Source organism: Paraburkholderia sp. (assembly GCF_036488505.1).
Lineage (GTDB): Bacteria > Pseudomonadota > Gammaproteobacteria > Burkholderiales > Burkholderiaceae > Paraburkholderia.
Genome location: NZ_DASXHN010000170.1, coordinates 1 through 21,737, shown reverse-complemented (window position 1 = coordinate 21,737; position 21,737 = coordinate 1). Strand labels below are relative to the sequence as shown.

Sequence of the window (21,737 nt, the reverse complement as noted above, 5' to 3'; positions counted from 1 at the left end):
GCGCTGGCTCAGTGCTCAGTGCTGCGTGCTCCGTGCTCAGCGATTAATCTCTTCAAGCCGTAATCCATTGGTTTTAGGCCCGAAAACACCGATCGATATCGCGACGACCAGCATCGTCGCCGTGATGCCGATGAACACGCCAGTCACGCCGAAGTCCCGAAGCAGGAACGCGATTAGAAAGCCGGACATCATCGCGCCCACGCGGCTCGCGGAGTACACGATGCCATTCGCCCGGCAACGCACCGCAGTGGGAAACAATTCGGCCTGATAGGCGTGGTAGCACACGGAGATGAGCTGTCCAGCGAGACTGATCAACACGCCGAGCACGATGAGCAATGCGGCGGATCTGGTCTGCCCGAATGCGAGACCGCAGACGATCACGGCAAGCGCGCCACCCACGATCAAATACTTCCGCTGGATCCTATCGGCAAACAGCATCGCGATCATCGGTCCGACCGGCAGCGCGAACGCGATCACGAACGAGTAAAGCAGGCTCCTGGTCACCGTGATCCCCTGCCCGATCAGAAGCGTCGGCACCCAGTTCGCGAAGCCGTAGTAACCAATGGCCTGGCAGAAGTTGAACGCGATCAGCAGAATCAGGCGCGAACGGTAAGGCGGCTGCAGAAGCTCGGCGAACGATGCACGCCGGTGCACGGGTTGTTCGATCACCGGCAGCGGCGGCGGCAGAGGCCGTCCCGTCTGCCGTTCGACGATCGCTTCGATCTGTCGCACGATCTTGTCGGCTTTATCCACGTGGCCATGCGCGGCGAGCCACCGTGGCGATTCCGGCACCGAACGACGAATGAACCAGACGACGATCGCACCTGCGGAGCCCGCGAGTACGACGATGCGCCAGCCATCGAGACCGAAAACCGTCTCGGGTACGAGCCAATACGACAGGATCGCCGCAACGGGGGCCGCCGCGAACATGACCATCTGGTTGAACGCCATGGCGCGGCCGCGCATGTGCTGCGGCACCAGCTCGGTCACATAGCTGTCGATAGTGATGATCTCGACGCCCACACCGATCCCGGCGATAAAGCGCCACAAGATCACGCCTTCGGGCGTCGTCTGCAGTGCCATGATCGCGGAGCCGACCGAGTACCAAAGCAACGACACCGTGAATACCGCGCGGCGGCCATAGCGATCCGGCATCCATCCCAGACAGAAAGTGCCGACGAACAGACCCGCGAAGATCGCGGCGATGAAGCCCGCAATACCCGTGAAGCCGAAGAACGCGTGGGTCGTCGTCTGAAGCAGGCCGCTTCTCGCCATGCCGGGCGCGATGTAGCCGGTGAAGATGAGGTCGTAGATCTCGAAGAAACCGCCGAGCGAGATCAGTGCCACGAGCACCCATAAATGGCGGGCCAGCGGTAGCCGGTCCATGCGCGCGGAAATCTCCGCGCCGGGTGTGACGCCAACCTCAATGGTCGGCGAGGCGAGCGGACGCGTGTCCGCAATCACGGTGGGTTGCATCATTGTCTCCTGATGACTTCACGCTGATACGACGGCACTCTTTTGTCGCGTTACCTGTCGTTCATGCTGCGTTCGGCGGGATGCCGATTTATCTGGCGCGATTACCTCGCGGCGAAACGGATCACGCTCGATCGACTGCAAGCGCGCGCTAATTCGCTGCGATACCGACCTGAGTCACACGCTCATCCGGCTTTTGAGGCGCGATAGCACTTCCTGCGTATGCTCGCCCACGCGCGCGAGCGCCTGGCGTACACCGGGGCGGCGGCCGCCCATCATGATCGGCAGCAGGACGACATCGGTCATGCTGCCGTCTTCGGTCTGCATCGGTGCAAGACCGCCGCTTGCCTTCAGATGCGGGTCGTCGAGCAATTGCTCGGGGCGCACGATCGGCGCGTACGGAATGCCGGCCGCTTCGAGCCTCGGCGCGAGTTCGTCGGCACGGTGATCCTTGAGGATTTCGCCTAGCCGCGCGAGAAGTTCGGGACGCACCGCGACGCGCAACGCGTTGTTGGCGAACTGCGGTTCGGCGGCGAGTTCGGGGTGCTGGAGCACGTCGCACAGCGTGATGAACTGCTTGTCGCTCACCGCGCCGATGAAAAGCTGCTCGCCTTCTGCCAGCGTGAACACGTCATAGACGCTCCATGCGGATACCCGCGCGGGCATCGGCGGCGGCGCTTCACGCGTCATCGCGTATTGCTGCATGTGTTGCGCGCACAGGAACACGCAGTTCTCGAATAAAGCGCTTTGCACCTCCTGACCGCGGCCGGTCGCGTCCCGCTCGCGCAATGCGGCAAGCACGCCGATCGCGCCGAACATCCCGCCCATGATGTCGTTCACAGAGGTCCCGGCGCGCAGCGGCCGGCCGACCGGTCCGGTCATGTACGAGAGGCCACCCATCATCTGCACCACTTCATCGAGCGCGAGCCGCTTGTCGTACGGACCGGGTAGAAAGCCCTTGTGCGACACATAGATGAGACGCGGATAACGCACGCGCAGCGTGTCGTAATCGAGCCCGAGCTTGCTCATCAGACCGGGACGGAAGTTTTCCAGCATCACGTCACAGGTGCCGATCAGCTCGACTGCCGCGTCCCGGCCTTCGGGCGTGGTGATATCGAGCACGACACTCTTCTTGTTGCGATTGAACGAGCGGAAGAAACCAATCCCGAGACCCGGCAACTTGCGCGTTTTGTCGCCGCCGGGCGGCTCGATCTTGATCACCTCGGCGCCGAGGTCGGCGAGGATCATCCCGCATGTCGGGCCCATGACCATGTGCGTGAATTCGATCACGCGAATGCCGTCGAGCGGGAGGGTTGCGTTGTTGCTCATGATGACCTCAGGCGTTGAGCGCAGCGGTGGCGGCATGTGTTTTAGGCAGTCCGGCGCGCCACAACGCGCCGTGCAGGGTTTCGCCTTCGAGCCACTGCGCGAGTTTCGCGCGCAGCGTCAGCAACGCATGAATGTCGATGCCGGTGTCGATGCCCATATCGGCGAGCATGAACGCAAGGTCTTCGCTGGATGCATTGCCGCTCGCGCCCGGTGCATGCGGACAGCCGCCGATGCCGGCGAGCGTCGCGTCGAAACGCGCGACGCCGGATTCGAGCGCCGCGTAGACATTGGCAAGCGCGAGGCCGCGCGTGTCGTGAAAGTGGCCGCACCAGAAGCGTTCGCCGGCGATCTCGCGTGCTTTTTCGAACAGCGTGCGGACCGCGGCAGGGCCGGCGTAGCCGACGGTATCGGCGATGCTCACGCGATCGGCGCCTGCATCGAGCAGCGCCTGCATGTAGCGCAACACGTCGTGCTGGTCGACGTGGCCTTGAATCGTGCAGCCGAACGCTGTGCCGATGCCGCCTTCGATCAGCGTCTTCGAACCGGCCGCATCACGCGCGGCGCGCATCCGGGCGACTTCCGCGACGACTTCTTCCGGCGCCTTGCGCAGATTTGCGACGCTATGCGCGCGGCTTGCGGAGAGCGGCACCAGCATCAGGTCGGCCTGAGCGTCGATCGCGCGCTGTGCGCCCTTCAGATTCGGCACGAGCACGGAAACCAGCAGGCCCGGCAGCGTTTTCGCATACGCAACGAGTTCGGCCGTGTCGGCGAGTTGCGGGAGAAGGTGCGCGGGAACGAAGGAGCCCACTTCGATTTCGCGCTGCCCAGCGGCGTAGGCGTCGCGAATCCATTCGATCTTGCGTCCGGTCGTCAGAACGCGTTCGATGCTTTGCAGCCCGTCGCGCAATCCGACTTCGCGGATCGCGACGTGCGCGGGTAATGCGGGCATGGTGCTGTCTCCGTCAGTTGTGTGTGCCGTATCGCGCCGGCGTTTGACATCACTCTAGAGATTCCCGAAGATTCGTAAAGCGACGTTTCGGAACCGCCATCGTTCTGAGCCGGAATGTCACCGAAATAACGGAGGCGTGCCCTTGCGAGACATCGATCTGAAGACGCTGCGCCTGTTCGTGGCGGTTTGCGATCAGCGCAACATTGCGCGGGCGGCGGACGAAGCGCACATCGAGCCGTCGGCGATCAGCAAGCGCATCGCGCAACTCGAAGCCGAGCTGGGCGTGCCGGTGCTGTCGCGCTCGCGGCGCGGCGTGGAGCCGACGCCGGCCGGCATCGCGCTACTGGAGCACGCGCGTAACGTGCTCTTCACGATGGACCGCATCGCGAGCGATGTTGCGTCGTTCGGCGAAGGCCTGAAGGGAAACGTCAGCATTTGCGCGTCGGCGTCGGCGATTGCCGAGAAGTTGCTCGACGACATCGCGAGCTTCATGCGCGAACCCGCGAACAAGAACATCAAGGTCGATATCGAAGAGCGGCTGTCGTTAGACCTGGTGCGGCAACTGCGCGAAGGGGCGGCGTCCGTGGGCGTGTGCTGGGACAACGTCGACCTGCTCGGGCTCGAACACCGGCCGTATCGGAGCGACCGGCTAGCGCTGGCGGTACATCCGGGGCACCCGCTTGCACGATTCGAGAGCGTCGACTTCGAGCAGACGCTCGATTATGACCATGTCGGATTGCCGCCCGCGACCGCTGTTCAAACCATGTTGCAGCGATCGGCCGCACAGTTGGGCCGCACGATCGCGTACAGGGTGATCGTCTCCAGCTTCGACGCGGCGTTCCGGGTGGTCGCCGCCGGTTTGGGGATCAGCGTGGTGCCGGCGGAAGTGTCGGCCGCCTATAGTCCGCGACTCGGCGTGCGGATCATTCCACTCACGGACGCGTGGGCGCAGCGCCGCTTCGTCGTGTGCTTCAAGCGGTTCGACATGCTGCAGCCGGCCGCGCAACGGATGATCGAACATTTAACGATTCGCGCGAGCGTTGGAACGGATTCCTAGCTGACGTGCTGACCCATTCAAAGCGACCTGGCGATAGCCGACCGTTGACGCTCGAGTAATCACGTCGGAATCGGAAAAAACATCCGCGCGAAAGGCGAACTGAATGCGGTCCGTCCAGCCACGAAAAGTGAGCGGCGTGCTGTAGGCGTGGTCTATTCAGACGCCGACTCGCTTGCTCGTCGAGCGCGATCGCACTGCCAATTCGCCTTTCGTCGATGCCCGCCGGGTAATTTCATGGAACCAATCCGCGTGCAGCCACAGTATTGTTTTTTATCAGTAGAATGCTGCAATCTTAAATATGCGTTTGTTCCCAACCGGCTTTCGGGCCCATCAGGCTACAGAGTCCCGTTGAAACCGACGGCGGTGCTTCGTCACCTTACCCAAGGAAACCATCTACGCCGCGCTGGCCGACCTGCTGAGCTGGGTATCGCACCAGACTTCAGACCAACTACTCGTCGTACTTACCTAGTCGCAATACTGTGTATTCGAAAACGAAAATCGATCCGGTAGTGAGCTTCCGCAACTCGCAGGGCGAGCAGGTGCGGGGCACGATCATCAATCTCCAGCGAAAATCCCTGGTGATGGAGGTCTATAACCCGTACTCGATCGTTCAGGTCAGCGAGGTGCTGAGCGACCTGTCGGTCAAGATGGGCGTGGAACACGCGTATTCGGGCAAGGCGGTCGTCATCAGTATGGTCAACACCGGCCTGACCGCCATTGTGTCGGTCACGCTGATCGCCGAGTGGCGGGAACTCAGTGCCGACGTGCTCGAAGCGCGCACCGTCGGGGACGAGTCCCGCCAGTTCGTGCAGGACTGGGCCGAGCGTTTCCAGATCCGCCGTGACTATCAGATCGCGGTCAACCAGATCCGGGCTTTTCTGTCGGACATGTCGCGCTGGGTCGAACAGGCGGATCTCGCCGACAGCATGCCGAGAGAAGGCAAAAGCCTGCGCGAGGACTTCTTCCTCGAACTGGCCTCGCCGCTGATGCAAAGGACCAAGATCTACTTCGACGAATTCGAAGGCGAGGCGCGCCTGGTCGACGAAGAACTCGCGCCGGCACACCGCGCGTTTGCGCAGGCCGCGCTCCATCCTCTGCTGCTGCGCGCACCGTTCGTGTTCCGGACCTTCACGAAGCCGTTGGGATATGCCGGCGACTACCAGATGGTCAATCAGATGATCGACGATCCGCGCCAGGGCCCGAGCACCTACTTCCAGATCGTCAACGCGGCCTTCCTGCAGACGGCCGTCGCCCGCGCGCACCGCAATCGCATCGATCTGCTCGTGAACTACCTGACCCGGCTCGCCAATGAAGCGCGCGCCGCCGGCCGGCCGTTCCGGGTGCTGAACGTCGGTTGCGGCCCCGCTCAGGAAATCCAGCGCTTCATGCAGGAATACGATGAACCTGAATGGCTGACGTTCGAGCTGCTCGACTTCAGCCAGGAAACGCTGGAGTGGACGCGCGAGCGCCTCGGGTCCATCGCGCAGCAAACCGCCAGGCGCATGACCATCAGCTATAGCCATGATTCGGTCCATCATCTGCTCAAGCGCCGGATGGACGAGGACGCGCCCGACGTCCGCGAATTCGACGCGGTGTATTGCGCCGGTCTGTTCGACTACCTGTCGGACAAGGTCTGTGCGCGGCTGAACCAGCATTTCGCGAGCCGCACCCGGCGGGGCGGCCGCCTGCTGGTCACCAACGTGCACGCCGACAACCCGGAGCGCTTCAGCATGGAGCACGTGCTGGAGTGGTACCTGATCTATCGCAACGAGGCACAGATGGCCGAGATCATGCCGGAGAACTGCGGCGAGCCGCGCTTGTACACCGACTCGACCGGCGTCAATGTGTTCGCCGAGGTGGTGATCGGCCAGCAACAAGCAGCCTGAGATGACGACATCCCTGGCTGGGCTCTATTGGAACTATCGTGAAGAGCTGCGCGACTACCGGCTGATGTGCAGCAAGGCGGGCGGCCTGACCGTGATCGTGCTGGTGCTGATGGGCGTGGCGCTGGACTACGTCGTGTACCCCGCTGAGCAGAAGTGCTTTGCGATCGTCCGCGTGCTGACCAGCGTTGCCATCGGCCTCGCGTTGCTGTCGCTTTACACGACAACCGGCAGACGCCACGTGCAGATCATCACCTTCTGCTGGCTGCTGCTGCCGCAGGCCATGATCTCCTGGATGATCTACGCGACCCAGGGCGAGGCGTCGCTGTTCTATGCCGGGCTCATGCTGACGATCTTCGCGGTCGGGATCCTGTTTCCGTCCGGCTACTGGCAGACGCTGGCATTCGGGCTCACCACGGTCCTGCTCTACTACATCGCGTGCGTCGCGCATGCAGGCGGCATCCAGGACGCAAGCCAGTTCAAGTTCCAGCTCATCCTGATCTTCTTCTGCGCGTTGGCCAGCTCCATCTATACCTACTTCAACGAAAAGGGCCGTTTCCAGCTGTTCCGGCTCAAAGATGAAGTCGCGACCAAGAACGCACAGCTCGCCCGCACCAATGAAAGCCTCGCGCAAATCAAAGGCCAGTTGCTGCAGCAGGAGAAGATGGCGGCAATCGGTACGTTGTCCGCGGGGCTGCTCCACGAGGTCAACAACCCGGTGAACTTCTGTCTGATGGCCATCGAATTGGCGATGGAGGAACGGCAGGCCAGGGAGAGCGCGTCGCTGCAGGAGTGCCTGACGGATGCCAAGCAGGGTATGCAACGCATCCAGCACATCGTGTCGGACCTGAAGACCTTTGCGTACCGCAAGCCCGGCGCGGCGGCAGACGACGTGCCGTTCCTGTTCGAGAAAGCGCTCGACTCGTCGACGCGGCTGAGCGCACATGAGCTGCGCGGCGTGGCCGTCACGCGCGAGCTGCCCGGCGACACGCTCGTGCAGGGCGACGAAGCCGCGATCATCGGCGTGCTCATCAATCTGTTTTCGAATGCGGCGCTCGCGATGCAGAAAGCCGGCACTGTCTCGCCGCAGATTCATGTCACCGCGCAATGGCGCGACGACCGGCTGCATGTGAATGTGCGCGACAACGGCCCGGGGATCGCCGCCGAGAATCTCGCGCGGGTGTTCGAGCCGTTCTTCACTACCCGGGAAGTCGGCCAGGGCCTGGGCCTTGGCTTGTCGATCAGCTATGCGGTGGTGGAGCGGCACGGCGGCACGCTGTTCGCGGAAAGCGAGCTGGGCAAATGGACCGCGTTCAACTTCGATCTGCCGCGGGTTGAATGAAGTCGAGATGTTGAGTGATGTACAAATGAGAGAGACCCAGCAAGCGCGGCACACGGTGGTTTATGTCGACGATGAGGAATTGGCCCGCAAGTACTTCGCGCGCTCGGCCGGCAGCGACTACGAGGTGCTGCTCGCGAGCGACGCGGACGAGGCCCTGTCGATCCTGCGCCGTGAAGGTACGCGGGTGGCGGTCGTGGTGACCGACTTCCGCATGCCCGGCCGGCACGGCGACGATCTGCTGCGGCAGGTCTGTTACGAGTATCCGCATATCGTGCGGATACTCGTGACAGCCTACGCGGACAGCAACGCGCTGCTGGAAACGGTCAATTCTGGCGAGGTGTTTCGGATCCTGGAGAAGCCGCTGGGCGTGAGTACGGTCCGTGAAGTACTGGCATCGGCGACGACGGCTCCGGTATCGCGCCCGAGGTGATGCAGCGCCTGCTCGTCGACCCGCTTGCCGCGAACCTAGGCGTGAGCCACTTGCCCATGAAGTTCCGTACCCGCGTGATGCAGTCCTTTGGCGGGAGTATCAGGATCGCATCCGCCTCCGGCGCCGGCACGACCGTCACGCTGGAATTCCCAAGTTTCAAGGATCGAATGCACAGGAGTTACCAATGAGCAATACGATTGCCGACCAGACACCGCCCCCGGCGATTCTGTTCGTTGATGACGAAACCACCGCGCTCAAATACTTCGAGCGCGCGATCGGCGCGATCGCACCGGTCGTGACGGGCGCCTCCGTCGAAGACGGCAAGGCCATGCTGGACGCGCACGGCGCCAGCCTGGCCGTGCTGGTGTCCGACCAGCGCATGCCGGGCGAATATGGCAACGAACTTCTGCGCTATGCGCGCGAGCGCTATCCGCATATCGTGCGGATTCTGACGACCGCCTATTCGGAGCTGGACCAGACCGTCGAGGCCGTCAATCAAGGCCAGATCCACCGCTATATCAAGAAGCCGTGGGACATCAGCGCGCTGCGCATGGAGATGAAGCAGGCGCTGGAGCTGTCGGGGCTGCGCAAGGAACGCGACCAACTGGTGCGCGAGAAGCTGGGCGTGCTGCAGACGCAGACCATGGCCACCCGCATCGGCGCCGTGCACACGCTGTGCGCGAGCCTGGTCGGCCCCGGCCGTTTCCAGCCGGTGGAAACCTACCTGAGCGGCACTCAACTGGCCGGCGCGCGCAATGTCGAGCCGGACTGGCAGCGGATGGACTATGCCGATCTCGTGCGTGTCGAGAGCGATTGCAACGGCAGCTTCGGCCACGCGGTCAGCACGCGCCTCGCGGCGCTGCGTACCCAGCATGCGGGGCGCGGCGCCGCCGATGCGATGCAGGTCTTCACTGACGCGCTCGGCGCCACGGTGCGCGGCGGTGACGATACGCTGATGTGGACTTCGCCGGCCACGCTGAGCGAATTCCTGAGCCGCCCGGTGGGCCAGCCGGTATCGGCTGAGCACGCTGGCTGGCTGGCCTGCCTGCTGTGGCTGGAAGAAGCCGGCGGCGCGCTGCAGTTCGGGCGTGAAGGCGACACCATCGTCTGCCGGGCCGGTACACGCGCTGCCGGTTTTGCGGCGGATCGCCTCGCAGTCTGGATCGAGCGGTTCTCAGAGCCGGCGTTCGGCTAGGCGAAGGAGTCTGGTGCCCGCGAAAGTGGATTCGACCGCATCGACATCCACGGCCCCAACGGTTATCCGCGCGATCAGTTGATCAACGGCGCGCGCGATACACATGAAAACACACAGGAAGACCGGTACGGCGGCACGATCGGAAATCGTCGCCGCTTCACGCTCGAGACGGCCGATGTGGTTGTCGACGCAATCGGTGGCGAGCGCACCAGGTCATGATGGGCTGCGGCAGTGATCGCAGTGGCAGAGTCGGGAATCGCGTTTGCTCGTTTCGCCTCGGTAGTCCGGCGTTCACGAAGCTACGACTCACCACTGGAAATCCTGAAAGATAACCGTAAGCAGGAGCCTGTCATGCCTTCTGATAACACTCTGTCGCCGTCGCGCCGCAAACTGATGCAGGGCGCCACGGCTGGCCTGATGACCGCGGTAGCGGGACACGCTTTGGCGCAGTCCGACAGCACGAATTCAACCGCCGCCGCAGGCACTCCCCCGCTGAGCGATCCGCGCGACCTGTACCCGCATCCGCCGTTTCCCGCACAGCAACAGCCGTGGCCTGGACTTGCCGGGCGCATGACGCCGCGCCCGGATCATGGTGAGACGAGCTATCGCGGAAGCGGCCGTCTTGATGGGCGGCGCGCTTTGATCACTGGCGGCGACTCCGGTATCGGCCGCGCGGCAGCGATTGCTTTTGCGCGCGAAGGCGCCGACGTGGCCATCGTCTATCTGCCCGCGGAAGAGCCGGACGCACGAGAAGTGATCCAGCTCATTCGTTCAGCCGGACGCAAAGCCGTCGCATTGCCGGGCGACATTCGCAGCGAGTCGTTCTGCCAGTCGGTGGTCGATAACGCCGTGCAACAACTAGGCGGTCTCGATATCCTGGTGAATAATGCCGGCCGCCAGCAAAGTCACGATTCGATTCTCGACATCACGACCGAGCAATTTGACTGGACGCTGCGTACCAACGTCTATGCGATGTTCTGGATCACCAAGGCAGCAATCCCGCATCTGCCGCCTGGCGCGGCCATCATCAATACGAGTTCTGTGAACGCGTACGACCCGTCCGCGAATCTGCTCGACTATGCAATGACGAAGGCGGCTATCGCGAACTTCACGAAAGGGCTCGCCAAGCAGATGATCAAGCGCGGCATTCGTGTGAACGCGGTGGCGCCCGGCCCGTTCTGGACCGCGCTGCAAGTCACCGGCGGGCAGACTTCCGAAAACGTGCAGAAGTTCGGAGAGCAGGTGCCGATGGGCCGGCCTGGTCAGCCTGCCGAGATTGCGCCGCTGTACGTGCAATTGGCCGCGGCTCAGGCGAGTTATGTGACCGGACAGGTGTTTGGTGCGTCGGGTGGGGCGGGGAATCCTTGATTGGGCGGGCGGTAGTGGCTGGGCCTGGTTGGGCGTGCAGCGAATCGCCGTCGCACGCACGTTGGTCTAGCCGGGCCATGGATACGCTCGTGAGCATAGGCGATCGCGAGCGGCCGGCATGCTCGGACCAACGGGGCCGCTGTCAAAATCAGGCAACAGGCTGCCCAACCCGCTCCTTCACCTTGTCCCGAACGAACTCCAGAAACGCGCGCGTGAGACGCGACACAGGTTGCCTGTCGGAGGTCGCGACACCGTATTCGAACGGGATCGCCGGCGCAAAGTCATGGACGGAAACGCCTCCCGTCACATAGCCGGTGGATACCGGATCGATGATCGATACGCCGGCCCCGCGCGCGACAAAAGTCGCAATGGCGGCCGACAACTGGCATTCCGCGCTCATTACACGTTCGATTTGCCGCTCGGCGAAGATATCGTCGACGATGCGGCGGGTATCGTACTCCCGCGGGAATGAAATGAACTTCTCGCCGGCCAGGTCCTCGGGGCTAATCACCCGCTTGCGCGCAAGCCGATGACCGTTGGGCAGAATGCATTTCATATCGTCGCTGAATAACGTCTCGAGTCGCACACCAGGCTGCCACGTCGTGTACGACACGAAGCCGATATCGCATTGCTCGCTCGCCACGAGTTCTCCGACCAGCCTCGTGCCGTGAATCAGCAGCGAGACCGTCACGCCTTCGTGTGTCCGCGTGAAATCGGTGATCCACTCCGGCAACAGATTCAATGCCAGCGCAGGCGCCGCGGCGATGTTCAGCGAGCCCCTCGTGAGTGAGCGAATCTGCTGCGCCGCGTGGGCGATGCGTTCGACCCCGACAAACGAACGCTCCACTTCCTGATACAGCAGTAACGCGTCGGAAGTGGGAAAAAGCCTGCCTTTCTCGCGTGTAAACAGGCTGAAGCCGACTTCCGCCTCCAGATCGAGGATCAGGCGCGTGACTGCCGGTTGGGTGACGTGCAGCATCTCGGCGGCCCGCGTGATCGACTGCCGCAGCATCACCGCCCGGAAGGCTTCAATCTGCCGGCTCTTCATTTCCTACCCCATAACATTTGCACATATATTGCCATGATTTTGTGATTTGACCACGCGGTTTTGGCGCACAAAACTGCTCTCCATCCCGCGTCACTCCCCTACGACTGACGCATAACATTTCGATATCGATGGAGACCCAAATGCGCAAACACGTCGTCCCGATCATGCTCGCCAGCGTTTTTGCCGCGCTGCAGGCCCACGCCGAACCGACGCTTTACGTCGGTGCCTTCGGCGGGTCGTTCGAACAACTGCTGCGGGAAAAGATCATTCCGCCGTTCGAGAAAGCGAACAACGTGAAGGTGGTGGTCGTGCCGGGCGATTCGACTACGACGATGGCACGGCTTCAGGCGCAAAAAGGCAAACAGAGTCTCGACGTCGTGTTCCTGGACGACGGCCCGATGTACCAGGCCATTCAACTCGGCTATTGCGACACCCTCACCGATGCGCCGGTCTACCAGAACCTTTACGACGTAGCCCGCTTCAGCAGCAACAAGGCGGTGACGATCGGGCTGAACGCGACCGGCCTCGTCTACAACGAGCGTCTGTTTGCGGCCAAGGGCTGGGCGCCGCCGACCTCGTGGCACGATCTCGCGGACCCGCGTTACAAGGGCAAGGTCGAATTTCCGACCATCAGCAATGGCTACGGTCTGCAGGCGCTGATCGTGCTCGCGCGCCTGAGCGGCGGCGGAGAGAAAAACATTCAGCCTGGCTTCGATATGGTGAAGAGCTCGATCGCACCGAATGTGCTGTCGTTCGATCCATCGCCGGGAAAGATCTCCGAGCTGTTCCAGACCGACAGCATTGCGCTTGCCGCATGGGGTGACGGCCGCACGCAGGCGTTGCGCAATCAGGGCGTGCCGGTCAGGTTCGTCGCGCCGAAGGAAGGCGCGGCGGTACTGGGTCTCAGCATGTGCCCGGTCAAACATGATGCGCCGAACGATCTCGCGCAGAAATTCGTCCAGTTCTCGTTGTCGCCGGAAGTGCAGGCGATGTACGCGGAAGAAGAAGGCGTCGCGCCCGTCAATAAGCTTACCCAGTTGTCGTCGGCGGTTGCCGCGCGGGTATCCACGCCAGCCGCCGTGGCGAAGATGGTCAAGGTCGACTGGGACGTGGTCAACGACAAGCGCGCGAGCTGGACCCAGCAATGGAATCGTGACGTGGAACGCTAACTGGCTGTTCGCACCTGAGCGCGGGGGGGCGACGCCGCCAGGTGCGTTTGCGTTGTCGCCAGAGCCATTCCAGGGCCTAGCCAAGTCATGACTTATTTACGCATCGAACGCCTGAACAAGCAGTACGGCGACACGCTCGTGGTGGACGGCCTCAGCATCGACGTCGCGCGCGGAGAATTCGTCTCCCTGCTCGGACCATCGGGCTGCGGCAAGACGACGACCTTGCAGATGATCGCCGGCTTCATCGAACCGACGTCGGGCGATATCAGCCTCGAAGGCCGCTCGCTCGTCGGCACACCGCCGGCAAAACGTGGGCTCGGCATCGTGTTTCAGAGCTACGCATTGTTTGCCCACATGACCGTTGCGGAGAACGTCGAGTTCGGGCTGCAGATGAGGCGCGTCGAGCGCAGCGAACGCAAGCGCAAGTGCGTCGCCGCGCTCGAGCTGGTTCAACTCGGCCGGCATGCATCGAAGTACCCGCGCGAACTGTCTGGCGGACAGCGTCAGCGAGTCGCGCTCGCGCGCGCGCTGGTCATCGAGCCGCCGCTTCTGCTGCTCGACGAGCCGCTGTCCAACCTCGACGCGAAACTGCGGCATGACATGCAGGCGGAGTTACGCGCCATCCAGCGCAAGGTCGGTACGACCACCATCATGGTCACGCACGATCAGGCCGAAGCGTTGGCGATCAGCGACCGCGTCGCGCTGCTGAGCCAGGGCTCGGTGGTCCGCTTCGATACCCCGACCGGCGTCTATGATGACCCGGGCACGCTGTTCACCGCGGACTTCATCGGTCGCGCCAATGTGCTGCATGGCCAGGTGATTGACGACGGCCTGCAGCGCATGCTCAAAGTGGGTCGCGCGACCGTGCCGCTCGACGCGCCGCACGCGTGCGGGGAACACGTGTTTTCGCTACGTCCCGAGCGCATCGGATTGGTCGCGACGGGCGCGGGACACGTGGACGGACAGGTCAGCGCTTGCGCGTTTCACGGCAACTGCTGGGCGCTCGACGTGAGCACCGAGATCGGCAAGATCCAGGTGCAACTGGCGAACCATGGCGGTCACGTGCCCAAGGTCGGCGACGCGGTCGGCCTCGATTGGGCCGGCGCGGCGCTACGCCCGCTCGCGCCGCGCGCCGGGGTTGCCGCACGATGAGCGCCCGCCCCATCTTCCGTGAGTTGCCGCAAGGCGCACCGCCCCCGCGGCGGCCAAACGGGCCGCTCCTCGTCGCACCGGTAACGCTGCTCTTCGCATTGCTGCTCGTCGTGCCGATGGCACTCGTCGCGCTGCTGAGCCTGCAAGGCTTCGACGCCGCGTCAGGCGGCGTGCTCGATATCTACTCGTGGCACAACTACGCGCAGATCGTCTCCGATCCGTACTACCACGAGATCTTCCTGCGTACCTTCGGTCTCGCGATCAGCGTAACCGCCGGAACCATCCTGCTGGGCGTACCGGAGGCCTGGTTCATCTTCCGGATGCCGGGTCGCTGGCGCGCGTTCTTTCTGATCCTGACGCTCGGGCCGCTGTTCATTTCGGCCGTCGTGCGCACGCTCGGCTGGTCGATTCTGCTTAGCGGCCAGGGCGTCATCGCCCAACTGCTCGTCTGGCTGCATCTGGCCGACACAGCACCGCAGCTGCTGTTCTCGTTCCCGGCGGTGGTCGTCGTACTGGTGCATGCGCTCGTGCCATTGATGGTGCTGTCCGTGTGGACCTCGTTGCAAGGCATCGATCCGCAGGTCGCCGACGCGGCGGTATCGCTGGGAGCCGGCCCGTTCACCGTATGGCGGCGAATCGTGTTGCCGCAGACCGCACCCGGCATGCTGTCGGGAAGCCTGATCGTGTTCGCGCTGAGCGCGAGCGCGTTCGCGACGCCCGCGCTGATCGGCGGCCGACGCCTCAAGGTGGTGGCGACCGCCGCCTACGACGAGTTCCTGCACAGCATGAACTGGCCGATGGGCGCGGCGATCGCGGTGTGCCTGCTGGCTTTGAATCTCGGTGTCGTTACGCTTTACGGCCGCGTTATCGAGCGACGCGTGAAGCGTCGCCTCGGGGAGGCCGCATCGTGAATCGCAACGGTCCTATTGCGCTGGGCTTTCACGCCGCGTTCACCGTGTTCCTGCTGGCGCCGCTCGTGATCGTCTGCCTCGTCGCGTTCACGCCAGGCAATCTGATCAGCGTGCCGACCACGCATTTTTCGACGCGCTGGTTCAGCGCGCTGCTGGCCAATCCGGACTTCACGCAGGCGTTCGCCAACAGTCTGTGGCTCGCGACACTGTCCGCGACGCTCGCGGCGATGCTGGGCGTGCCGGCCGCGCTCGGTCTGACGCGCTACCGCTTTGCCGGCCGCGACGCGATCAATTCGCTGCTGCTCTCGCCGCTGATGATTCCGCCCGTCGTCATCGGCGTCGCGTTGCTGCAGCTGTTCACGCGCATCGGCGTGTCCGGGTCGTTCATGTCGCTCGTCATGGCGCACGTGATGCTGGTGTTTCCGTATTGCCTGCGTCTCATCATCGCGTCGCTCGTCGCAACGACGCGCGATGCCGAGCACGCCGCCGTCTCGCTCGGCGCAAACGCATGGACGACGTTCCGGCGCATCACGTTGCCGGCGCTGGTGCCGGGCATCGCCGCCGGCTGGGTGCTGGGTTTCGCCAGCAGCTTCGACGAGCTGACCGCGACGATTTTCATCGCGGCGCCGACCACGCTGACGCTGCCGGTTCGGATCTATATGAGCATGACCGAAACGGTCGACCCGATGGTCGCGGCAGTCGCAACGGTCATCATGGCCGTCACGCTCGGCCTGATGTTCGCCCTCGACAGGCTCGTGGGGCTCGACAAGGTTCTGATGGGAAAGCATTGATGAAACATGAATACGATTTTGCGGTCGTCGGTGGTGGTCTGGTGGGGATGGCGATTGCCTATGGGCTCGCGAAGCGCGGCCAGAAGACGATCGTGCTCGATGGCGAGGATTCGAGCGTACGCGCCGCGCGCGGCAACTTCGGTCTGATCTGGGTATCCGGTAAAGGCAGGAAGCGCGTCGACTACGGTCGCTGGTCGCTCGAATCCGCGCTGCTGTGGCCAGCGTTTGCGGCCGAGCTCGAAGAAGCGTCGTCGCTCAGTCTCGGCTACTCGCGTCCGGGCGGCATCAACATCGCGCTGAACGATGACGCGCTCGCGGGCAGCGTGAACATGCTGCGCGAATTGCATGCGCACGATGCACGCCTCACCTACGAGGTGCTCGACCGCAAGCAACTGGCCGAGCGCGTGCCCGAAGTCGGTCAAAGCGTGGCCGGCGCGGTCTACTCGAAAAACGACGGTCACGTGAGCCCGCTTTACACACTGCGCGCCCTCTTCCTCGCGTTCGAGCGCACGGGCGGCGAATACGTGCCGGAGGCTCCCGTGAAGTCGATCGAACGCGCGAACGGCGGCTTTCGCATCGACACCGGCAAGCGCGTACTGGAAGCGGGCCGCGTCGTGTTGTGCGCGGGTCTCGGCAACCGGCAGCTTGCGCCGATGGTCGGACTGACCGCGCCCGTCGCGCCGCTGCGCGGTCAGATCCTGGTGACGGAGCGCGTGCGTCCGTTTCTCAAGTACCCGACGCTGTCGGTACGACAGACGGCCGAGGGGTCGCTACTGCTCGGCGAATCCGCGGAGGACACCGGCATGGACGACGGCGTGACGCCCGAGATCGTCGCGCACATCGCCCGCAAAGCCGTCACGCAGTTTCCGCTTCTGAACAACGTGAGGGTCGTGCGCGCATGGGGCGCACTGCGCGTGATGACACCTGACAGCATGCCCGTCTACGAGGAATCGGCCACCCATCCCGGCGCCTTTATCGCAACCTGCCACAGCGGTGTGACGCTCGCGGCCGCGCACTGCGAATTGCTGGTTGGCTGGCTCCTCGGCGCTCAACGCCCTTCTCTTCTGAACTACTTCTATGCAAAACGTTTCGCTGTTTAAGCAGATCGACGGGGCCACGCCTCGCATGGTGCGGATCGTCGTCGACGGTCGCGAGGTGAACGTGCCTGAATACGCGAACGTGGCGGCGGCACTGCTGTATGCCGGCGTCAGCGTATTCCGTCACACGCCGGTGGGCGCCGCGCCGCGCGCGCCGTACTGCATGATGGGCGTGTGCTTCGATTGCCTCGTCGAGATCGACGGCTCGCCCAATCGGCAGGCCTGCATGGTGCGCGTGCATGACGGCATGGAAGTCAAGGCGATGGCTGGCGCGAGGGAGCTCGTATGACATTCACGACAACGGATCTCGCGATCATCGGCGCTGGCCCGGCTGGCATCGCGTGCGCGCTAGAGGCGACGCGGGCGGGCCTCGACGTGCTGGTACTCGACGAAAACTCGCAGCCGGGCGGCCAGATCTATCGCAATGTCGGCTGTTCGCCGTTGCCGAATCCGGCACTGCTGGGCGGCGACTATACCGATGGTGCGGACCTCGTCACGCGCTTTGCCGCGGCGCCGCTGCGCTACTGGTCCGACACGCTCGCGTTTCAGATCACGCGCGCGTTGGAGATCAGTTTCGTACGTCGCGGCGATGCCGCGGCGAGCGGACAGATCCGGGCGAAAGCCGTGGTGATCGCCAACGGCGCCTACGAGCGGCCATGCCCCGTTCCGGGCTGGACGCTCCCCGGCGTGATGGGGGTCGGCGCCGCGCAGACCCTGTTGAAGTCGTCGGCGATGCTGCCCGATGGGCCTGTCGTGCTGGCGGGAAGCGGGCCGTTGATGTATCTGTTCGCATGGCAGCTCATTCAGGCTGGCAGAGCACCGGCGGCGATCCTCGACACTACGCCCGCGCGCAACTACGTGCGTGCCCTCGCGGAGCTGCCCGGCGCATTGCGTTCCCCGCAGTATCTGGGCAAGGGTGTGCGTCTGCTGAACGCGATCCGCCGCGCTGGCGTTGCCCACATCCGGCATGTCGGTGAACTGTCGATCGACGGCGACGGCCGCGCGGAATCCGTGCAATACGTCGCCAGCGGGCGCGTATCGCGACTCGCCGCTAACGTCGTGCTGTTGCACCAGGGTGTCGTGCCGAACGTTCAACTGACCCGTTCGATCGGCTGCGAGCATCGCTGGGACGAGGCCCAGCTTTGCTGGCACCCGTGCACCGACGCATGGGGCGAAACTACGCTGCCCAATCTGTTCGTTGCCGGTGACGGCAGCGGTATCAGCGGTGCAATCGCGGCGCAGACGGCGGGTGCGCTGAGCGGGCTGCACGTTTGTCACCGGCTTGGCGCGGTGAGCCAGGACATTCGCGACGAACGGGCCGCGCCGTTGCGGCGGCAACTTCAACGGCACCGCGCTGTGCGCCCTTTCCTCGACACGCTCTACCGTCCGGCGGACGCATTCCGACGTCCCGCTGACGAAACCATCGTCTGCCGTTGCGAGGAAGTCAGCGCGGGCGAGATCAGAGCAATGGCGCGGCTTGGCTGCACCGGACCCAACCAGAGCAAGTCGTTCTCCCGCTGCGGCATGGGACCGTGCCAGGGACGTCTATGCGGGCTGACCGTGGCCGAATTGCTTGCCGAAGCGCACGCGAAACCCGTCGCGCACGTCGGTTACTACCGGATTCGTCCGCCTGTCAAACCGGTGAGCCTCGGCGATCTTGCCGCGTCTCATGTACCCGATCTCAACGCAGCACCACCGACGGAGTTTGCACCGAAATGAATGGCTCTCGCATCGTAAGAACTGCCGGTAATGCACGCATGAGCAAGATGGTGCGCGCAGGCGATCTGCTCTTTCTCGCCGGGCAAACGCCGTCCGGTGCAGCGCACGCGCACACGATAGAGGAGCAGGCCACGGAGGCGCTCGCGCGCATCGATGCCTTACTGCAGCAGGCTGGCAGCAGCAGGCAAAAACTGCTGTCGGTGACGATCTATCTGAAAGATATGGCGCTGTTCGACCGCATGAACGCTGTCTGGCAAAGCTGGATCGATCCGGGGCACTTGCCCGCTCGCTGCACTGTTCAGGCGACGCTCGGATTGCCGGAGCTACTGGTTGAGTTCAGTGCGACTGCCGCGGTGTAACGCACTGCTCCAAACGGTGGGGATGAGTTTCGGCCGGCTCGATTTCGAGGGCGATGGCGATCCGACCGATACGCTGCGCTACCCGACCTCGGTCGCAGCGCCGGTTTAAAGCCTAGACTGCCGACGGCGGCGGTGCCCGGTATTGAGCGCCGCTCGCATACGCTGCACCAGACCCGGTTCGCCCATCAACGAAGGTTCGCGCGACACCCGCTTCACAGATGGTCGAACACGCCTTTCGCCAGGTGGCGCAGTTCGTCGAACTGCGTGACGAGTTGGATACACAATATGAACGCTATCGTCGCCGACGATGCCTGGTACCGTTCGATCCATCGGAGCGTCGGAGCCGCAATGCGCTTGCGGATCGCATCTCGCGTCATGAAGAAGGTGATTGCGATGCCCATCGCGGCGCCCACCAACAAATCGGTCGGGTAGTGCAAGCCCAGATAGGCGCGTGGGGCACAAATAAAAAGCACTGTGTAGAGCAGAGCCAACAGACCCGCGCGCGGCGATATGAGCAAGATGCCGGTGGCGACGGCCATCCACAACATTGCATGATCGCTCGGGAACGAGCTCCAATCCAACATGGCCGTTCCCCTGTTCGCGGCGTCCCCAAAATGCAGACCGAGTTCGGTGTTATAGACGGGACGCAACCTGAACGGCAACCAGTGAGTCAGCAGTCGTGCGCTAAAGAACGCCACCGTACCGCTTAAAAACGTCGCGATCACCATTTCTCGCCGCCATTCGCGGCGCACGTCCGGCTGAAACCAGAGCCACCACAACACGGCAATCAGGACGAGGCCTTTAAACATATAGAAGTCTGCGAACGCTGCTATAGCCCGGGTCGCGAAATGACCGAAGTGAATGTTCGACAGATAGGCTTCGATCGAGTAATCGAAAATGTTCATTGTTCTGTTCGCCGATAGGTGCGACTGGTCACGAATAAGCAGCGTGATGCAGTCAGCGTCGTGAGATGCGTTGCACAAAACTTTCACGGACGAGCTTCGCTGTCGGCAGACCGCAACGTCACGGTCCGTTGAGACCGGGGAGCATGCGGACGGTCAGTTCATCGCGCAACGATGAAGTGGTGAAACTGCGCGCGGCTGCGTCGGAACCCGCCAGAACGAGGATCGTTGGCCGCGGCGTGAAGCCCGAGACTCACGCCAAAACCAATTGCGCGATAACGGGTACGGCATTAACCCAATGCAATGCGAGTGACAAAGTCATCATGCGTCGGCTGTCATCGCCGGTCGCAATCGGGCGTGCTGTCTGAAAGATGCTGGAATCTGTCGCGTTGCATTGGGTGATCGCTAATGGCCCTTTGAGCGACATCTTGGGCTGAAAAACGCGCGCTTTTTCGCCTATTCGTCTCTCCGACCGGACAAATTCCGAGCTTTCGTCTTTGGAATTGACTGACTGCGTTGCCAGATCGTCGCTGTGTCGGCGCCATCGATCGATGTGCGATGAAACGCGATGAGGGCCCGTGGGCCGACGCATCAATGACGCCAAGCGGTGCGAAGTGCGCACGCGGCCGCTCGTCGAAGCGATCGCGACCAAACCGGTCCATCATCGCGATTTTCCTGTCCAAGCTAAATTTTAGTCCAATTCCGATAGACGGCGAAGTTTGTGCTTTCGATACTTGCGTTTGCCTCCTAACGCGACGCACGCATGTTGAAACCATCACAGCACCGCACATTAGGTATTTCCGGCGACGCGCTGCCCATGTGGGGCACTGAGTCAGTGCTGGCTCCAGTGCGTCTGCACGGCACTGAAACGCTCGGCCGGCTCTATCGGTACGCGCTAGACGTTGTGACGGTCGAGAGCCCGACATTGCCGGCGTGGCGCGCGCGGGAACTCGTCGTGGCCGATCGTCTTGTCGGCCAGGTCATTGATATCTCGATTGATTTCCCGGACAACGGGGTGTTCGGCAGCGAGTTGCTGGAAGTCAGCGAGGCACTTGTTGCAGTCGATGCAGTCGATGCAGGCACGGGCCACCGTACGATTTCCGGCCTCATAACAGAGGTCGCGCTGACAGGCACCGACGACAGGCGCGCCCGGTACCGCTTCATCGTGCGCCCCTGGCTATGGCTCGCCACGAAGAACCGCGAGAGGCGGATCTTCCAGGATGCGAGCGTCGTGGACATCACCGACCGGCTGCTCAACGCACACTATCCCTATCCGGTGGTGATGGAGCTCGGCGGACCCGGTTTCGATGACGGCTATCCGAAGCGCGATTACGTCCGTCAGATGTGGGAATCCGATTTTGACTTTCTCACGCGCATCTGGCGCGAATGGGGCATCTACTATCTGTTTGAAGGTATGACCTTGGTGCTGTGCGATTCGCCGGGCTCGCACAAACGGCACCACAACGCGTACGACAGCATCCGCTATCGCGCGCCTCGTAGCCGGCAGGTCGACGACGAGCACATCTACAGGCTCGCGGTCTCGCGCCGCGTTACGGCGGGCAA

Annotated in this window: 20 protein-coding genes and 1 pseudogene; 16 read left to right on the top strand and 5 right to left on the bottom strand. The window is 63.2% G+C overall.

The window, feature by feature from the left end; genetic code table 11:
* Positions 1–36 precede the first annotated feature (36 nt).
* The 3 genes from VGH68_RS10045 to VGH68_RS10035 form a co-directional block, all read right to left on the bottom strand.
* Positions 37–1,476: an MFS transporter gene (locus VGH68_RS10045; protein ID WP_331603444.1), complete on the bottom strand. Its 1,440-nt coding sequence runs from the start codon at positions 1,474–1,476 to the stop codon at positions 37–39.
* Between the two features lie 174 nt (positions 1,477–1,650).
* Positions 1,651–2,802 (bottom strand): CaiB/BaiF CoA-transferase family protein, encoded by a 1,152-nt coding sequence (locus VGH68_RS10040; RefSeq protein ID WP_331603443.1) that lies wholly within the window; start codon positions 2,800–2,802, stop codon positions 1,651–1,653.
* 7 nt (positions 2,803–2,809) lie between these two features.
* The gene (locus VGH68_RS10035; RefSeq protein ID WP_331603442.1) at positions 2,810–3,751 is read right to left on the bottom strand and encodes a hydroxymethylglutaryl-CoA lyase; all 942 of its coding nucleotides are present in this window, start codon (positions 3,749–3,751) and stop codon (positions 2,810–2,812) included.
* A 142-nt stretch (positions 3,752–3,893) separates the two neighbouring features.
* Between VGH68_RS10035 and VGH68_RS10030 the strand changes: the two genes are divergently transcribed.
* The 7 genes and pseudogenes from VGH68_RS10030 to VGH68_RS10000 all read left to right on the top strand — a co-directional run bounded on the left by VGH68_RS10030 (position 3,894) and on the right by VGH68_RS10000 (position 11,026).
* The gene (locus VGH68_RS10030) at positions 3,894–4,808 is read left to right on the top strand and encodes a LysR family transcriptional regulator (protein ID WP_331603441.1); all 915 of its coding nucleotides are present in this window, start codon (positions 3,894–3,896) and stop codon (positions 4,806–4,808) included.
* A 479-nt stretch (positions 4,809–5,287) separates the two neighbouring features.
* A complete protein-coding gene (locus tag VGH68_RS10025) occupies positions 5,288–6,694 on the top strand; it encodes a class I SAM-dependent methyltransferase (RefSeq protein ID WP_331603440.1) in 1,407 nt (468 codons plus the stop codon).
* Position 6,695: 1 nt separating this feature from the next.
* Positions 6,696–8,033 carry a sensor histidine kinase gene (locus VGH68_RS10020; protein WP_331603439.1) on the top strand — a complete coding sequence of 446 codons (1,338 nt, stop codon included), beginning with the start codon at positions 6,696–6,698 and terminating at the stop codon, positions 8,031–8,033.
* The gene (locus VGH68_RS10015; RefSeq protein WP_414696924.1) at positions 8,026–8,463 is read left to right on the top strand and encodes a response regulator; all 438 of its coding nucleotides are present in this window, start codon (positions 8,026–8,028) and stop codon (positions 8,461–8,463) included. The genes VGH68_RS10020 and VGH68_RS10015 overlap by 8 nt, the downstream gene beginning before the upstream one ends.
* A gap of 184 nt (positions 8,464–8,647) precedes the next feature.
* Positions 8,648–9,658: a response regulator gene (locus VGH68_RS10010; RefSeq protein WP_331603438.1), complete on the top strand. Its 1,011-nt coding sequence runs from the start codon at positions 8,648–8,650 to the stop codon at positions 9,656–9,658.
* Positions 9,659–9,685: 27 nt separating this feature from the next.
* A pseudogene (locus tag VGH68_RS10005) lies at positions 9,686–9,877 on the top strand (alkene reductase); the annotation flags it as partial.
* Between the two features lie 132 nt (positions 9,878–10,009).
* Complete coding sequence (locus VGH68_RS10000; RefSeq protein ID WP_331603437.1) at positions 10,010–11,026, top strand: SDR family oxidoreductase; 1,017 nt, start codon at positions 10,010–10,012, stop codon at positions 11,024–11,026.
* A 148-nt stretch (positions 11,027–11,174) separates the two neighbouring features.
* Here the strand turns inward: VGH68_RS10000 and VGH68_RS09995 are convergent, their stop codons facing one another.
* A complete protein-coding gene (locus VGH68_RS09995) occupies positions 11,175–12,074 on the bottom strand; it encodes a LysR substrate-binding domain-containing protein (protein ID WP_331603435.1) in 900 nt (299 codons plus the stop codon).
* 140 nt (positions 12,075–12,214) lie between these two features.
* Between VGH68_RS09995 and VGH68_RS09990 the strand changes: the two genes are divergently transcribed.
* From VGH68_RS09990 to VGH68_RS09955, 8 genes are all read left to right on the top strand, one after another.
* A complete protein-coding gene (locus tag VGH68_RS09990; RefSeq protein ID WP_331603434.1) occupies positions 12,215–13,243 on the top strand; it encodes an ABC transporter substrate-binding protein in 1,029 nt (342 codons plus the stop codon).
* 87 nt (positions 13,244–13,330) lie between these two features.
* A complete protein-coding gene (locus VGH68_RS09985; RefSeq protein ID WP_331603433.1) occupies positions 13,331–14,395 on the top strand; it encodes an ABC transporter ATP-binding protein in 1,065 nt (354 codons plus the stop codon).
* On the top strand, positions 14,392–15,306 hold the full coding sequence (locus VGH68_RS09980) for an ABC transporter permease (RefSeq protein ID WP_331603432.1): 915 nt from the start codon (positions 14,392–14,394) through the stop codon (positions 15,304–15,306). Before VGH68_RS09985 ends, VGH68_RS09980 begins: the two co-directional genes overlap by 4 nt.
* A complete protein-coding gene (locus VGH68_RS09975) occupies positions 15,303–16,097 on the top strand; it encodes an ABC transporter permease (protein WP_331603431.1) in 795 nt (264 codons plus the stop codon). Before VGH68_RS09980 ends, VGH68_RS09975 begins: the two co-directional genes overlap by 4 nt.
* On the top strand, positions 16,094–17,197 hold the full coding sequence (locus VGH68_RS09970) for an NAD(P)/FAD-dependent oxidoreductase (protein WP_414696923.1): 1,104 nt from the start codon (positions 16,094–16,096) through the stop codon (positions 17,195–17,197). Before VGH68_RS09975 ends, VGH68_RS09970 begins: the two co-directional genes overlap by 4 nt.
* A complete protein-coding gene (locus VGH68_RS09965; protein WP_331603429.1) occupies positions 17,175–17,483 on the top strand; it encodes a (2Fe-2S)-binding protein in 309 nt (102 codons plus the stop codon). Before VGH68_RS09970 ends, VGH68_RS09965 begins: the two co-directional genes overlap by 23 nt.
* Complete coding sequence (locus VGH68_RS09960; RefSeq protein ID WP_331603427.1) at positions 17,480–18,913, top strand: FAD-dependent oxidoreductase; 1,434 nt, start codon at positions 17,480–17,482, stop codon at positions 18,911–18,913. The genes VGH68_RS09965 and VGH68_RS09960 overlap by 4 nt, the downstream gene beginning before the upstream one ends.
* Complete coding sequence (locus VGH68_RS09955; protein ID WP_331603426.1) at positions 18,910–19,272, top strand: RidA family protein; 363 nt, start codon at positions 18,910–18,912, stop codon at positions 19,270–19,272. Before VGH68_RS09960 ends, VGH68_RS09955 begins: the two co-directional genes overlap by 4 nt.
* A 212-nt stretch (positions 19,273–19,484) precedes the next feature.
* Here the strand turns inward: VGH68_RS09955 and VGH68_RS09950 are convergent, their stop codons facing one another.
* The gene (locus VGH68_RS09950; RefSeq protein WP_331603425.1) at positions 19,485–20,177 is read right to left on the bottom strand and encodes a phosphatase PAP2 family protein; all 693 of its coding nucleotides are present in this window, start codon (positions 20,175–20,177) and stop codon (positions 19,485–19,487) included.
* 760 nt (positions 20,178–20,937) lie between these two features.
* On the opposite strand from VGH68_RS09950, the gene VGH68_RS09945 reads away from it, so the two are divergent.
* Positions 20,938–21,737: contractile injection system protein, VgrG/Pvc8 family (locus tag VGH68_RS09945; RefSeq protein ID WP_331603423.1), on the top strand; the 800-nt coding region annotated here is incomplete at its 3' end.

Bases quoted from the DNA above. Each gene is read 5' to 3' on its own strand.
- VGH68_RS10045 (WP_331603444.1), bottom strand. From the start codon at position 1,476: ATGCAACCCACCGTGATTGCGGACACGCGTCCGCTCGCCTCGCCGACC.
- VGH68_RS10040 (WP_331603443.1), bottom strand. From the start codon at position 2,802: ATGAGCAACAACGCAACCCTCCCGCTCGACGGCATTCGCGTGATCGAA.
- VGH68_RS10035 (WP_331603442.1), bottom strand. From the start codon at position 3,751: ATGCCCGCATTACCCGCGCACGTCGCGATCCGCGAAGTCGGATTGCGC.
- VGH68_RS10020 (WP_331603439.1), top strand. From the start codon at position 6,696: ATGACGACATCCCTGGCTGGGCTCTATTGGAACTATCGTGAAGAGCTG.
- VGH68_RS10010 (WP_331603438.1), top strand. From the start codon at position 8,648: ATGAGCAATACGATTGCCGACCAGACACCGCCCCCGGCGATTCTGTTC.
- VGH68_RS10000 (WP_331603437.1), top strand. From the start codon at position 10,010: ATGCCTTCTGATAACACTCTGTCGCCGTCGCGCCGCAAACTGATGCAG.
- VGH68_RS09995 (WP_331603435.1), bottom strand. From the start codon at position 12,074: ATGAAGAGCCGGCAGATTGAAGCCTTCCGGGCGGTGATGCTGCGGCAG.
- VGH68_RS09990 (WP_331603434.1), top strand. From the start codon at position 12,215: ATGCGCAAACACGTCGTCCCGATCATGCTCGCCAGCGTTTTTGCCGCG.
- VGH68_RS09985 (WP_331603433.1), top strand. From the start codon at position 13,331: ATGACTTATTTACGCATCGAACGCCTGAACAAGCAGTACGGCGACACG.
- VGH68_RS09980 (WP_331603432.1), top strand. From the start codon at position 14,392: ATGAGCGCCCGCCCCATCTTCCGTGAGTTGCCGCAAGGCGCACCGCCC.
- VGH68_RS09965 (WP_331603429.1), top strand. From the start codon at position 17,175: ATGCAAAACGTTTCGCTGTTTAAGCAGATCGACGGGGCCACGCCTCGC.
- VGH68_RS09960 (WP_331603427.1), top strand. From the start codon at position 17,480: ATGACATTCACGACAACGGATCTCGCGATCATCGGCGCTGGCCCGGCT.
- VGH68_RS09955 (WP_331603426.1), top strand. From the start codon at position 18,910: ATGAATGGCTCTCGCATCGTAAGAACTGCCGGTAATGCACGCATGAGC.
- VGH68_RS09950 (WP_331603425.1), bottom strand. From the start codon at position 20,177: ATGAACATTTTCGATTACTCGATCGAAGCCTATCTGTCGAACATTCAC.